The following is a 13,273-nucleotide window of genomic DNA, read 5'->3' on the forward strand; positions in this document are numbered from 1 at the left end:
CCTTATGCCAGCTGGCAGGCATCATCAAAGGGCAGACGCGGCAGGCGAGCGTACAGTTTGCTGGTATCGCCGTAGCCGATATTAATCAGCAGGTTGCTTTTCCAGCCGCCGTCGGCAAAAAACGCCGCATCGACCTTTTCGCGATCGAAACCCGACATTGGACCGGTATCCAGGCCCAACGCCCGACAGGCGAAAATCAGATATGCCGCCTGTAATGAGCTGTTGCGAAAGGCCGTCTCTTCCGCCAGCTGTGGACTGGAGGTGAACCAACTACGGGCGTCACCGTGGGGAAACAGCTCCGGCAGGCGGTCATAGAACGCGCTGTCCCAGGCCACAATCGCGGTGACCGGGGCCTGCATGGTCTTCTCCAGATTGCCGCTGGACAGGGTCGGGCGCAGTGTCTCTTTGCCCTCCGGGGTGCGGATAAAAACGATACGCGCCGGTGAGCAGTTGGCGGAGGTGGGCCCCATTTTCATCAAGGCGTAGATTTCACGCAGCTGGTCGTCGGTGACCGGTTTGTCCAGCCAGCCGTTGTGGGTTCGGGCATCGGTAAACAGCGTGGCGCAGGCGGCCAGGCTAATGGCTTCGCTCATAGATTCTCCTTGGTAACGGGCAGCAGGCTGGCCAGCCCGTCGCATAAAATAGGGTTAAAGTTGGCGGTGTCAGTGACGTTACAGGCGTGGCCGCCCCAGGCCATTTCCACCCGTTGGCTGGCGGGGATTGCCGCTTGCAGCACGCGGGAGCAGGAGGCCGGAACCAGCAGATCGTCAGCCGCGCTGATAATGAGCGTCGGGCAGGTTATTGCCGCTGCCCGCCGTGAAAAGTCGGCCTGCTTAAGGGCATTGAGTCGTTTGAGCAGATTATCTTTGCCCTGAAAATGGCTGATGGCGAGCGCGTCTTCGGCCTCGAGGCGCGGCAGGCGCGCGGCCATCCACTCCGCCGGATAGAGAAACAGCGGCTGCGCTTCGACCCATGCCTGAGCGCCGCCCGCGTGCAGCAGGCGCTCGCGCACCAGAAAGCAGCGACGGGTATGCGGGGAGAGCGTCAGCCAGCCGTTAATCAGCACGAGGGCGCTGACCGATTCGGGAAAATCCAGCGCCAGCTGCAGGCCAATCAGCGCGCCCAGCGCGTGACCGACCAGGGCAAAACGTGAAACTCCCGCCTCTTGCAGCGCCGCGTACAGCTCCTGCGCCATGGTCGCCATGCTGTAGCCTGCGGGCAGCGGGCCGCTGTTTTCACCGGTGCCGTTATGGTCATAGCTCACCAGTTGATACCGTGTTTCCAGCACCGCCCGCTGCGCCAGCCAGTAGCCGCCCGCGCCGCCGAGCCCGGCGCTCAGCACCACCACCGGCGCGCCCGGATAAGGCGGCGGGGAGATATTGAGCTTAATCATGCCGGTTTCCCGATATGCGCGACGGTCGCTATCTCTACCAGCGCTTCAGGCTTCACCAGCCCGCACTGAATGCAGAAACGCGCCGGTTTATCGCCGGGGAAGAATTCAGCGTAGACCTCGTTAATCGCGGCGTAGTTTTTCCAGTCGGTGATAAAGATGCTGTTGAAGGTCACATCCTCCATACTGCCCCCCGCCGTCTCGATAACGCTCTTGATGGTGTCGAGCACGTGACGGGTTTGCGCCTTTGGGTCGCCGATATAAACCACGTTGTTTTGCTTATCAAACGGCAGCGTGCCGGAGACGTAAACCACGCCGTCGGCCAGCGTACCGGGGACAAAAGGCGCGATAGGCGTGGTGGTGCCTGGCGGAATAATTACCTGTTTAGGCATAACGTTTCTCCTCCGGGAATGAGAGCGGTGCTGCGGGCTCAAGGGCCGAGCAGAAGCTGGCGACGTCGCTGACCCAACCAAAGAAGGTTTCAATATTGAACAGCGCCGCCTGCTGGGCGAACGACGGCCCGGCCTGGTGGGTGGCATCTTCAAGCACGATGCCGAAATATTCGAGGAAGAAGCCGTCGCGCAGGGTCGATTCCACGCAAACGTTGGTGGCGATCCCGGTGAACACCAGATGGCGAATGCCGCGACTGCGCAGGATGCTGTCGAGCGCGGTGTTGAAGAAACCGCTGTAGCGCGGTTTTGGCAGCACGATATCGCCCGGTAGCGGCTTAAGCTGATCGACCAGCTGATAGTCCCAGCCGCCTTTTGCCAGCAGTTTGCCCTGCAGCTCAGGGTTTTTACGCATGGTTTTCAGCGCGTTGGATTTATGAAAATTCGGTGAGCCGGGGCCACCGGCTTCTACATACTGGTCGTCCCATCCGTTCTGGAACCAGATAATCAGCATTCCGGCGGCGCGCGCGGCGGCAACGGCGGTGTTGATATTGTCGATTACCGGTCGGGTGGCGGAAACGTCAAATCCGGCGAGGTCAAGATAACCCCCAACGCTGGCGTAGGCGTTTTGCATATCCACCACGATCAGCGCGCTCTGCTGCGGCGCAAAGGTCAGGGATTCCGGGCGAGCGGGAAGGGTAATCATCAGGCAACCTCTTGAGTGAGTGTGGCGATATGGTCGCGGCAGCGCATCAGCGGCTGAATGCGCTGACCAAAGGCTTCGATGCCGATAAGGAAATCATCAAACGTCAACAGCACGCCGTCGGTGCCGGGGACAGCCGCCACTTCGTCGAGCATGCGGGCGACGTTGGCGTAAGAGCCGACGAGAGTACCCATATTGATGTTGACCGCCGAGGTGGGGTCAGCCATCTGGCGGACGTTAGTGTCGCTGCCGGAGCGGGTATCTTTCTGGCTCTGTTCGGTCAGCCATGCCAGCGCTTCTTCATCTGCGCCATCTTTGTAGTGCTCCCATTTGGCGCGGGCCGCCTCATCGGTTTCATCGGCAATCACCATAAACAGCACGTAGGAGCCGACATCGCGGCCGGTTTTTTCCGCTGCCCGCATCATCCGCGCTGCGGTGGGTGCGAAGGCGGCAGGGGTGTTAACCCCTTTCCCGAAGCAGAAGTTGTAGTCGGCGTGCTGGGCGGAGAACGCCATTCCAGCATCGCTCTGCCCGGCGCAGATCACTTTCATCGGCTGCGACGGCTGCGGGCTAACGCGACAATCGTTCATGGTGAAGTAGTCGCCCTTAAAGTCGCTGCGCCCGGTGCCCCACAGGTCGCGCAGAACCTGGACATATTCAGTGAGATAGTCGTAGCGGCTGGCGAAGTAATCATCCCCCGGCCACATGCCCATCTGCTCATATTCCGGTTTTTGCCAACCGGTCACCAGATTGACGCCGAAGCGCCCGCCGGAGATAGAGTCGATAGTCGAGGCCATACGGGCGACGATTGCCGGGGGCAGCGTCAGCGTGGCGGCGGTGGCGTAGATCTGAATGCGCGAGGTGACTGCCGCTAGCCCGGCCATCAAGGTGAAGGATTCAAGGTTGTGATCCCAAAATTCAGTTTTGCCGCCGAAACCGCGCAGTTTGATCATTGAAAGGGCGAAATCGAAATTATAGTGCTCGGCTTTCTGCACGATGGCCTTATTCAGCTCGAACGTCGGCATGTACTGGGGAGCATGGGTGGAAATCAGCCAGCCGTTATTACCAATCGGAACGAAGACACCAATTTTCATACCTACCTCTGCATGTCGTTGAACAAGAAGTCGCGCGGCGCTGCATCCTGCATCTCCTTTGGTCGCCCCGTGTCAAAGGTAAAGCAAAGGCGATGCCAGTTTTGCAAAGGCTAATGTTATTAATGTGTTGCTGAGTGGTTGCTGAAAATAACAGCGAAAAAGTAGACTAAATGGTCAAAATCAGTGCACGAAAAAACCGCAGTCATGCGCAATCGAGGTGCAGAGAGTCGTGTCGGCGTTGGGCTTTTGCTATGCTGATGGCGTAAAAAGAAGGAGATAATCAATGGCACAGGGCGCCGTGAAAAAGACCGGAAAACGTTCACTGGCGGTGAGCGCGAAAAAAGAGGCTATTCTGGCCGCTGCGCTGGACGCGTTCTCGCAGTTTGGTATCCACGGTACGCGCCTTGAGCAGGTCGCCGAGCTGGCCGGGGTGTCAAAAACCAATTTGCTCTATTACTACCCATCGAAAGAGGCGCTGTATATTGCCGTGCTGCAGCAGATTCTGGCTATCTGGCTGGCGCCGCTGAAGGCCTTTCGTGAAGATATCAGCCCGCTGGTGGCGATTGGTGAATATATTCGCCTGAAGCTGGAGGTGTCGCGCGATCACCCGCAGGCGTCGAAGCTGTTTTGCCTGGAGATGCTTCAGGGCGCACCGTTGCTGATGGGCGAGCTGACCGGCGATTTAAAAGCGCTGGTGGATGAGAAATCGGCGATTGTTTCCGGCTGGGTCGAGAGCGGCAAGCTGGCGCCGGTCGACCCGCAGCATCTGATTTTTATGATTTGGGCGACCACCCAGCATTACGCCGATTTCGCTACTCAGGTTGAGGCGGTGACCGGCGCAACGCTGCGCGATGAGGCATTCTTTCAGCAAACCGTCGATAACGTGCAGCGGATGATTATCGAAGGGATTCGCCTGCGTTAATTGGCGGGTGGGAGAGGGCAGCTTTGATCGCCATCTTCGCACTGTAGCAGCGAGGCAAGGAACGACTCGCGCTCAACGGTTTTATCGGACATGCACTGGTTGATCAGCATCGGCTGTACGCTGCCGCCGTCTGCGCCGGAGGCGAGGAATTTGCAGTCGTCATCGCGCAGCGTAATCCATGCCAGCTGCGCTTTTTTGAGTAATTCCTGCTGCTTGCCGGAGGCGCGCTTCAGTGCTTCCTGATAGGTTTCATTCAGTTTTTTATCCGCCGCCTGGTATTGGGCGGCGGTGCACTGATTCATCTCCGTTTGATTGCTGGCGTTATTGCATTCGTCCGCCAGCGCATGAGTGCTTGCCAGCAGCGCGGTAAGCGCGAGTAAAGTGCGTTTCATTGTTCAACTCCCATAAAAAAAGCTCCCGTCCGGGAGCCTTAATTAACCACAGCCTGCGCCTGGTGTCATCAGCTGACGTTGATGCCGGTCTGTTTTCCCGGGGGCGGCGCCTTGCCCGGACTACGGGCTGCGATCTGGTAGCCCGGACAGATGCGCAGCATCGCCTCCGGGAAATGGTGCTGTTCTGCGCGATGCTCCCGGGGGCGGCGCAGGGCGCCTGCCCGGGCTACGGGTCCACCACCGTCTGCCGGGTAAGGCGTTAGCCGCAACCCGGGGGGCTTTAACCAATCGTCATCAGGCTGGCGTTACCGCCTGCCGCGGCGGTATTGACGCTGAGCGAACGTTCAATATAGAGGCGTTCCAGCAACAGATTGTTCTCGCCGCGGGCGAAGCCCTGCACCGAAACAATCGCGCCATCGCGTGCCGCTACCTGTTCGCACAGTTCCCGCAGCTGATCGGAGTCGCCGTGATAGATAACCGCATCGAAAGGTTCGGTCATCAGGGTTTCCGTTTTGGCAAAGTGGATGCGTTCGCTGACTTCGCGCGGCAGCTTTTTCGCCAGTTCGCGCTGGAGAGGCGCATCTGGCCACAGCACTTCACAACCGACGGCGGTAACGCCCGCCAACTGGGTCAGCGCATCCTGCTCGTTATCGGCCACGCACAGCACCCGGTCGCGCGGCATAAAGGTCAGGGTGTTGCGCTCGCCGGTTGGCCCCGGCAGCAGACGCTGTGTTCCGGCCTGTGCCTGTTCGCTGAACGCCTGGCACAGGGCCTTCAGCTCCGGTCGATCTGCCGCCCACTGCTGTAGCGCAACCAGCGGTTTTTCCAGCAGCGTTTTCAACTGGGCATCCAGCGGGCGCTCGGCGTCCTGGCGGGCGAGGGTGATCCCGACGGCGTTTTGCGGACGGCTGGAGAGTAGGCGGTACAGGTACAGCGGGCCGCCTGCTTTCGGACCGGTACCCGACAGCCCTTCGCCGCCGAACGGCTGCACGCCGACTACCGCGCCGACCATATTGCGGTTGACGTACAGGTTGCCGACGTTAGCGCTGCCGGTCACCTGAGCGATCGTCTCGTCGATACGGGTATGCACGCCGAGGGTCAGGCCGTAGCCGGAAGCGTTAATCTGCTCGACCAGTTGATCCAGTTCGTTGCGGTTATAGCGCACCACATGCAGCACCGGGCCGAAGACCTCTTTTTTCAGCTCGTCAAAGCTGTCGAGTTCGATAAGCGTTGGCGGAACAAAGGTACCGCTGGTCCATTCGCGGGAATCTTCTCCATTTTCGCGCACCGCCTGGAAAACTTTGCGCCCTTTGGCGCGCAAAGTCTGGATATGGCGCTCGATGTTCTCTTTGGCTTCGGCATCGATCACCGGTCCGATATCGGTAGTCAGACGGCCCGGATTGCCCATCCGGCATTCGGCCATCGCACCGCGCAGCATGGTCAGCGTATGCTCGGCGATGTCGTCCTGCAGGCACAGCACGCGCAGGGCGGAGCAGCGTTGACCTGCGCTGTCGAACGCCGAGGCGAGTACGTCGATCACTACCTGCTCAGTCAGGGCCGAGGAGTCGACGATCATCGCGTTCATGCCGCCGGTTTCGGCGATAAGCGGCGTCGGGCGACCCTGCGCGTCAAGACGGCTAGCGATATTGCGTTGTAATAAGGTGGCGACTTCGGTCGATCCGGTAAACATCACGCCGCGCACGCGCTCATCAGAAGTTAATGCAGCGCCGACGGTTTCCCCACGCCCCGGCAGCAGTTGAATAACGCCCGGCGGCACGCCTGCTTCCAGCAGGATCGCCACGCCCTGAGCGGCGATAAGCGGCGTCTGCTCGGCGGGTTTCGCCAGAACGGTGTTGCCCGCCGCCAGCGCGGCGGCTATCTGGCCGGTAAAGATCGCCAGCGGGAAGTTCCACGGGCTGATACACACCACCGGGCCCAACGGGCGATGGGTTTCGTTATCAAAATCGTCGCGCACCTGTCCCGCGTAATAGTGCAGGAAATCCACCGCTTCGCGCACTTCGGCGATGGCGTTGCTGAAGGTTTTACCCGCTTCGCGCACCAGGATGCCCATCAGAGTCGGCATCTGGCTTTCCATCAGTATGGCGGCGCGTTCAAGGATGGCCGCGCGCTCCTGCGGAGGGGTGGCGAACCAGATTGGCGCATTGTTGACCGCGTTGCTCAGCGCCTGCTGAACTTCAGCCTCGCTGGCTTCACGCACGTGACCGACAATATCTTTTGGCTCCGCCGGGTTAATCACCGCCTGCGTTTCGCCTTCGCCAACCGGTTGTTCCAGCATCGGCAGCGCCTGCCATTTATGCAGGGCGCTATTTAATAAAGAAGAGGAGAGGGAGGCCAGGCGATGTTCGTTGGCCAGATCCAGACCGGCAGAGTTGCTGCGGCCTTTGCCGTACAGATCGCGCGGTAGCGGAATTTTCGGATGCGGCAGGCCGGTCTGACCTTCCTGCTGTGCCAGTTTTTCCACGGCGGTTACCGGGTCGGCAACCAGTTCATCCAGCGGCAGGGTATTATCGGCAATACGGTTAACGAATGAGGTGTTAGCGCCGTTTTCAAGCAGACGACGCACCAGATACGCCAGCAGCGTTTCGTGGGTGCCGACCGGGGCATAAATACGGCACGGACGGTTGAGCTTGCCGTCGGCGACGGGGCCTGTGACCTGCTCATACAGCGGCTCACCCATGCCGTGCAGGCACTGGAATTCGTACTGTCCCGGATAGTAGTTCTGCCCGGCGAGTTGATAAATCGCTGCCAGTGTATGGGCGTTGTGGGTTGCGAACTGCGGATAAATCAGGTTCGGTACTGCCAGCAGTTTCTTCGCGCAGGCCAGATAAGACACGTCGGTGTAGACCTTGCGGGTATAGACCGGATAGCCTTCGAGGCCATCCATCTGCGCGCGTTTGATCTCGCTGTCCCAGTAAGCGCCTTTCACCAGGCGGATCATCAGACGACGGCGGCTTCGCGTGGCGAGGTCGATCAGGTAGTCAATGACAAACGGGCAGCGTTTCTGGTAGGCCTGGATAACAAAGCCAATGCCGTTCCAGCCCGCCAGTTCCGGCTCAAAACAGAGTTTTTCCAGCAGATCGAGAGAGATCTCCAGACGGTCTGCCTCTTCGGCGTCGATGTTGATGCCAATATCGTACTGGCGCGCCAGCAGGGTCAGGGACTTCAGGCGCGGGTAAAGCTCTTCCATCGCGCGATCGTACTGAGCGCGGCTATAGCGCGGGTGCAGCGCGGAGAGCTTAATTGAGATCCCCGGACCTTCATAAATTCCGCGCCCGTTCGAGGCTTTGCCGATGGCGTGAATCGCCTGCTGATAGGAGACCATATAGGCCTGAGCATCGTCGGCGGTTAACGCCGCCTCGCCGAGCATATCGTAGGAGTAGCGGAAACCTTTATCTTCCAGCTTGCGGGCGTTAGCCAGCGCCTCAGCAATGGTTTCGCCGGTAACAAACTGCTCACCCATCAGCCGCATCGCCATATCGACGCCTTTGCGGATCAGCGGTTCGCCGCTCTTACCGATAATGCGGTTCAGCGAGCGCGACAGGCTGGTTTCGTTATGCGTAGAGACCAGTTTGCCGGTAAACAGCAGCCCCCAGGTGGCGGCGTTGACGAACAGCGACGGGCTGCGGCCGATATGCGACTGCCAGTTGCCGTTGCTGATTTTGTCGCGAATTAGCGCATCACGGGTGGCTTTGTCGGGGATGCGCAGCAGCGCTTCCGCCAGGCACATCAGAGCCACGCCTTCCTGTGAGGAGAGCGAGAATTCCTGCAACAGGCTTTGCACCATGCCGGCGCGACCGCTGGCGGTTTTCTGATTACGCAGCTTTTCTGCCAGTTGATAAGCCAGCTTGTGCGCCTGTTCGCCCAGGTTTTGCGGCAGACGGGCCTGCTCCAGCAGCATCGGCACGGCATCGGTTTCGGCCCAGCGCCAGGCGGCGGTAATGGAAGCGCGGGAGACGGACTGCGGCAGGATCTGCTCGGCGAATTCAAGGAACGGCTGATAAGGCTCGTCGCCCGGAGTGCCTGTCTCATCGCTTTCGTTAGCCGCGCCAGCGAGCAGCGCTGGCAGCTCCGGAAGCGTCTCGTCGTTTTCCAGCTTTTCCAGATAGTTGAAGATGGCCTGTTTAATCAGCCAGTGCGGCGTGCGGTCAATACGGCTCGCCGCGGATTTAATGCGTTCGCGCGTCGCGTCGTCAAGTTTTACACCCATGGTGGTGGTGCCCATGTCAGGAACTCCTGTTATTGGTCATTCGCTTCATCCTTCAACCTGCCTCTTTGTTGGCTGCATTTGTGCGCCCTGGTCACATAGTTATCTATGCTCCCAGGGACTTACAAATTTGCCGCCTCGACGCAGATTGAATGATTTTGCGAATTCGCTTCTGTGCAGTTATGCGGTTGCGTAGAAATATCTATCATGTTGCAACTTTGTGCAACCTTGTTAATTGAGAATTGTGTGGCAGGCTGAAAATTGCTTTGATTGTTAAATTTTATGGTGAAAGTGGTAGGTATTTATTCCCTGTATATGAGGGGCGTTATATGCGTGAGTTAACACTTTTGCGTGGTGCAACCGCTAAAAACGTGAGAGAGTGCAACCTATAACAAAATGAAGTTTGGTCCCGGAAGTATTTCGTGTAAATGCTGTGTTAAATCGTTTGTGAAAAAACAAAGCTTCCGTCAGGATACGGTCGCCCAATACAACCAATATGCCATTACCCCGTTCCGGTAGTGGAAAAAACGACAAAGTTGGACGCTGTCGACAAAAAATTCTGGAGATTTTTGCATGGCTATTAGCACACCCATGTTGGTGACTTTTACTGTTTATATTTTTGGCATGGTACTCATTGGTTTTATTGCCTGGCGATCGACCAAGAACTTTGATGATTATATCCTTGGCGGCCGTAGCCTTGGCCCATTTGTTACGGCGCTCTCCGCCGGGGCCTCGGATATGAGCGGCTGGCTGTTAATGGGATTGCCGGGGGCGATATTTATTTCCGGTATTTCCGAAAGCTGGATTGCCATTGGCCTGACGCTGGGCGCATGGGTTAACTGGAAGCTGGTGGCGGGGCGTTTACGTGTTCACACCGAGGTCAATAATAACGCGCTGACGCTGCCGGATTATTTCACCGGCCGTTTTGAGGACACCAGCCGGGTGCTGAGGATTATTTCAGCGCTGGTTATTCTGCTGTTCTTCACGATTTATTGCGCATCCGGCATTGTCGCTGGCGCTCGTCTATTTGAAAGCACCTTCGGGATGAGCTACGAAACCGCACTGTGGGCCGGTGCGGCGGCAACCATTATTTATACCTTCGTTGGTGGTTTCCTCGCGGTGAGCTGGACCGATACCGTTCAGGCCAGCCTGATGATATTTGCCCTGATTCTGACTCCGGTCATGGTGATTATTTCCGTCGGTGGTTTTGGCGATTCCCTGGAAGTCATTAAACAAAAGAGCATTGAGAACGTCGATATGCTCAAAGGGTTGAACTTTGTGGCGATTATTTCGCTGATGGGCTGGGGTCTGGGCTATTTCGGTCAGCCGCATATTCTGGCGCGCTTTATGGCGGCGGATTCGCACCATAGCATCGTTCATGCCCGTCGCATCAGCATGACCTGGATGATCCTCTGCCTGGCGGGCGCGGTTGCCGTCGGTTTCTTCGGTATCGCTTACTTTAATAACAATCCGGGCGTTGCGGGCGCGGTGAATCAAAACGCCGAACGGGTGTTTATCGAACTGGCGCAGATTCTGTTTAACCCGTGGATTGCCGGGATCCTGCTGTCGGCGATTCTGGCGGCGGTGATGTCGACCCTGAGCTGCCAGCTGCTGGTGTGCTCCAGCGCGATTACCGAAGATCTGTATAAAGCGTTCCTGCGCAAAAATGCCGGTCAAAAAGAGCTGGTGTGGGTAGGGCGCTTTATGGTGCTGGTGGTGGCATTGGTGTCCATCGCCCTGGCGGCAAACCCGGAGAACCGCGTGCTGGGTCTGGTGAGCTACGCCTGGGCAGGCTTCGGTGCGGCGTTTGGCCCGGTGGTGCTGTTCTCGGTGATGTGGTCGCGAATGACGCGTAACGGCGCGCTGGCCGGGATGATCATCGGCGCAGTGACGGTGATTGTCTGGAAGCAGTTTGGTTGGCTGGGCCTGTATGAAATCATTCCTGGTTTTATCTTCGGTAGCCTGGGGATTGTGGTATTCAGTCTGCTGGGGAAAGCGCCGTCGGCAGAAATGCAAAGACGCTTTGCCGAAGCGGACGCGCATTATCATACTGCGCCGCCGGTACGTGCTACTGCGCAGTAATCCTCTGAATTGACCTCAAGCCCGCGTTCTGCGGGCTTTGTTATTTGTGCCTCTTGCTAATTGCTTGAAAATACGCTGATATCTCAGCACAAATAACAACGAGGGTAGCAAAATGAATTTCAGACAGGGTGCGCTGGCGCTGGTACTGGCAGGGATATTAAGCGGCTGCGTGGCGCCTGCCGCGAAGACGGCCCCGGCGGCAGACGCTAACGCCTGCCCGGCGGATAACGCCATGGTGCAGACGACGCTTTATTTCGGCTTAAGCCGTCCTGCGGGGAAAGATATTACCGCTCAGGAGTGGCAGCAGTTCGTGGACCGCGACGTGACGCCGCGCTTTCGCGATGGCCTGACGGTATTTGATGCGCGCGGTCAGTGGTTGGGCAATGACGGCACCGTCGCGCGCGAGCAGAGCAAGGCGCTGATGCTGATCCATGGCAAAGAGGCGAAGAGCGAAGAGGGGATTGAGGCGCTGCGCAATACTTACAAATCACGTTTTGCGCAGGAGTCGGTGATGCGCGTTGACCAGCCGGTCTGCGTACATTTTTAAACGGTGCCCTGATGGAGTTTCCCGGAGGCGATACTGCGTATCTGTCCGGGCTACAACCCCAGACCGCACGCACCCCTTAGCCCGGGCAAGGCGCTTTGCGCCGCCCCCGGGAAAACAGGCCAGCATTGAAGCCAACATTCAACGATTATAGTACCAGCCCCGCGAAGCTTGCGGAGAGCAAACTCACCAGCGTTGCGCCATACACCAGGCGCAGGCCGAAGCGGGAAACAATATTTCCCTGCTGCTCATTCAGTCCTTTAATCGCCCCGGCAATAATGCCGATAGAGGCGAAGTTGGCGAAAGAGACCAGGAAGACCGACAAAATGCCCAGCCCGCGCGGCGTCATGCTGGCGGCAATTTTTTGCAGCTCAATCATGGCGACGAATTCATTCGCCACCAGCTTGGTCGCCATTATGCTGCCCGCATTAAGTGCATCGCTTAGCGGGATACCAATCAGCCACGCCAGCGGATAAAAAACGTAACCAAGGATCTGCTGGAAGCTCAGGCCAAATATCATGGCGAACAGCGCATTAATCGCGCTAATTAAGGCTATAAAACCAATCAGCATAGCCAAAATAATCATCGCGACTTTGAAACCGGCAAGAATATATTCACCGAGCATTTCAAAGAAGCTCTGAGATTCGTGCATCTTTTCGAGCTTAATTTCCTCCTCGCTGCCGGGACGCGTTGGGTTAATTATCGACAGCACGATAAAGGTGCTGAACATATTCAGAATCAGCGCCGCCACAACATATTTCGCATCGAGCATACTCATGTAAGCGCCGACGATCGACAACGAAACCGTCGACATTGCGGTGGCTGACATAGTGAACAGACGGCGAGAGGAGAGGTCCCCGAGCACTCCTTTATAGGCAATAAAGTTTTCCGATTGCCCGAGGATCAGTGAGCTGACCGCGTTAAAGGATTCCAGCTTGCCCATACCGTTAATCTTTGACAGCAGGGTACCAATCAAGCGAATGAAAATGGGGAGAATACGCCAGTGCTGAAGAATACCGATCAGCGCTGAGATAAAGATAATGGGGCAAAGTACGCCGAGGAAAATAAACGCCAGGCCTTTTTCGCCCATGCCGCCAAATACAAAATTGGTCCCTTCGGCGGCGAAACCGAGCAGTGATTCAAAGAAGCCAGCAATATTTTTAACCAACCACAGGCCGCTTTCGGCGTGGAGAAAAAAGAAAGCCAGGGCAATTTCAATAATAATTAACTGGATAATATAGCGGATGCGGATTTTTTGTCGGTCATAGCTGGCGAGCCAGGCGAGGCCCAGAATAACCGCCAGCGCCAGCAGGAAGTGCAAAAATTGAGTCATGTTGTTCATTTCGCAGGTCAATTAGGCCGCCATTTAGCCACAGCCGTCGGACCGGGTAAATATCCGTCGTGAAAAAATCCCTTATCCTGTGGTTTTCCAGGATGCCAGGCAGATAATCCCGCAAGTCATTATTTGTTAGCGATTAATTTACAACTCGTCATCATTCTCTACACATTTCACTTGTGTTTCTGATTATTGT

Annotated in this window: 12 protein-coding genes; 4 read left to right on the plus strand and 8 right to left on the minus strand. The window is 57.3% G+C overall.

The features are described 5' to 3' along the window. Positions 1-2: 2 nt before the first annotated feature. From HV127_RS18520 to rutA, 5 genes are read right to left on the minus strand one after another with little or no spacing between them, the layout of a single operon-like run. Positions 3-593, minus strand: coding sequence for a malonic semialdehyde reductase (locus tag HV127_RS18520; RefSeq protein WP_182237789.1), 591 nt, complete (start codon positions 591-593; stop codon positions 3-5). Continuing rightward, positions 590-1,393, minus strand: a complete 804-nt coding sequence (rutD, locus tag HV127_RS18525; RefSeq protein ID WP_182237791.1) for a pyrimidine utilization protein D — start codon at positions 1,391-1,393, stop codon at positions 590-592. The genes HV127_RS18520 and rutD overlap by 4 nt, the downstream gene beginning before the upstream one ends. Beyond that, entirely contained in the window at positions 1,390-1,782 is a 393-nt protein-coding gene (rutC, locus tag HV127_RS18530) for a pyrimidine utilization protein C (protein WP_182237793.1), read from the minus strand. Before rutC ends, rutD begins: the two co-directional genes overlap by 4 nt. After that, positions 1,775-2,485: a pyrimidine utilization protein B gene (rutB, locus tag HV127_RS18535; protein WP_182237795.1), complete on the minus strand. Its 711-nt coding sequence runs from the start codon at positions 2,483-2,485 to the stop codon at positions 1,775-1,777. Before rutB ends, rutC begins: the two co-directional genes overlap by 8 nt. Further along, on the minus strand, positions 2,485-3,576 hold the full coding sequence (rutA, locus tag HV127_RS18540) for a pyrimidine utilization protein A (RefSeq protein WP_182237797.1): 1,092 nt from the start codon (positions 3,574-3,576) through the stop codon (positions 2,485-2,487). The genes rutB and rutA overlap by 1 nt, the downstream gene beginning before the upstream one ends. A gap of 283 nt (positions 3,577-3,859) precedes the next feature. Between rutA and rutR the strand changes: the two genes are divergently transcribed. Beyond that, entirely contained in the window at positions 3,860-4,498 is a 639-nt protein-coding gene (rutR, locus tag HV127_RS18545) for an HTH-type transcriptional regulator RutR (protein WP_142512394.1), read from the plus strand. Here the strand turns inward: rutR and HV127_RS18550 are convergent. Then, positions 4,495-4,890: a lysozyme inhibitor LprI family protein gene (locus HV127_RS18550; RefSeq protein ID WP_182237799.1), complete on the minus strand. Its 396-nt coding sequence runs from the start codon at positions 4,888-4,890 to the stop codon at positions 4,495-4,497. The genes rutR and HV127_RS18550 overlap by 4 nt on opposite strands. Between HV127_RS18550 and HV127_RS18555 the strand changes: the two genes are divergently transcribed. Beyond that, entirely contained in the window at positions 4,890-5,153 is a 264-nt protein-coding gene (locus HV127_RS18555; protein WP_182237801.1) for a hypothetical protein, read from the plus strand. The two genes, HV127_RS18550 and HV127_RS18555, sit on opposite strands and share 1 nt — an antisense overlap. 17 nt (positions 5,154-5,170) lie before the next feature. Here the strand turns inward: HV127_RS18555 and putA are convergent, their stop codons facing one another. Continuing rightward, entirely contained in the window at positions 5,171-9,133 is a 3,963-nt protein-coding gene (gene putA / locus HV127_RS18560) for a trifunctional transcriptional regulator/proline dehydrogenase/L-glutamate gamma-semialdehyde dehydrogenase (protein ID WP_182237804.1), read from the minus strand. Positions 9,134-9,688: 555 nt separating this feature from the next. On the opposite strand from putA, the gene putP reads away from it, so the two are divergent. Both putP and HV127_RS18570 read left to right on the plus strand, forming a co-directional pair. Continuing rightward, positions 9,689-11,197 carry a sodium/proline symporter PutP gene (gene putP / locus HV127_RS18565; RefSeq protein WP_110277510.1) on the plus strand — a complete coding sequence of 503 codons (1,509 nt, stop codon included), beginning with the start codon at positions 9,689-9,691 and terminating at the stop codon, positions 11,195-11,197. A gap of 112 nt (positions 11,198-11,309) precedes the next feature. After that, positions 11,310-11,744: a DUF3574 domain-containing protein gene (locus HV127_RS18570; RefSeq protein ID WP_181482726.1), complete on the plus strand. Its 435-nt coding sequence runs from the start codon at positions 11,310-11,312 to the stop codon at positions 11,742-11,744. Between the two features lie 145 nt (positions 11,745-11,889). On the opposite strand, the gene HV127_RS18575 is transcribed toward HV127_RS18570, so the two are convergent. Beyond that, positions 11,890-13,074 (minus strand): nucleoside transporter C-terminal domain-containing protein, encoded by a 1,185-nt coding sequence (locus tag HV127_RS18575; RefSeq protein ID WP_182237806.1) that lies wholly within the window; start codon positions 13,072-13,074, stop codon positions 11,890-11,892. Between the last annotated feature and the right edge of the window lie 199 nt (positions 13,075-13,273).

This window comes from Klebsiella sp. RHBSTW-00215 (assembly GCF_014103785.1).
GTDB lineage: Bacteria > Pseudomonadota > Gammaproteobacteria > Enterobacterales > Enterobacteriaceae > Klebsiella.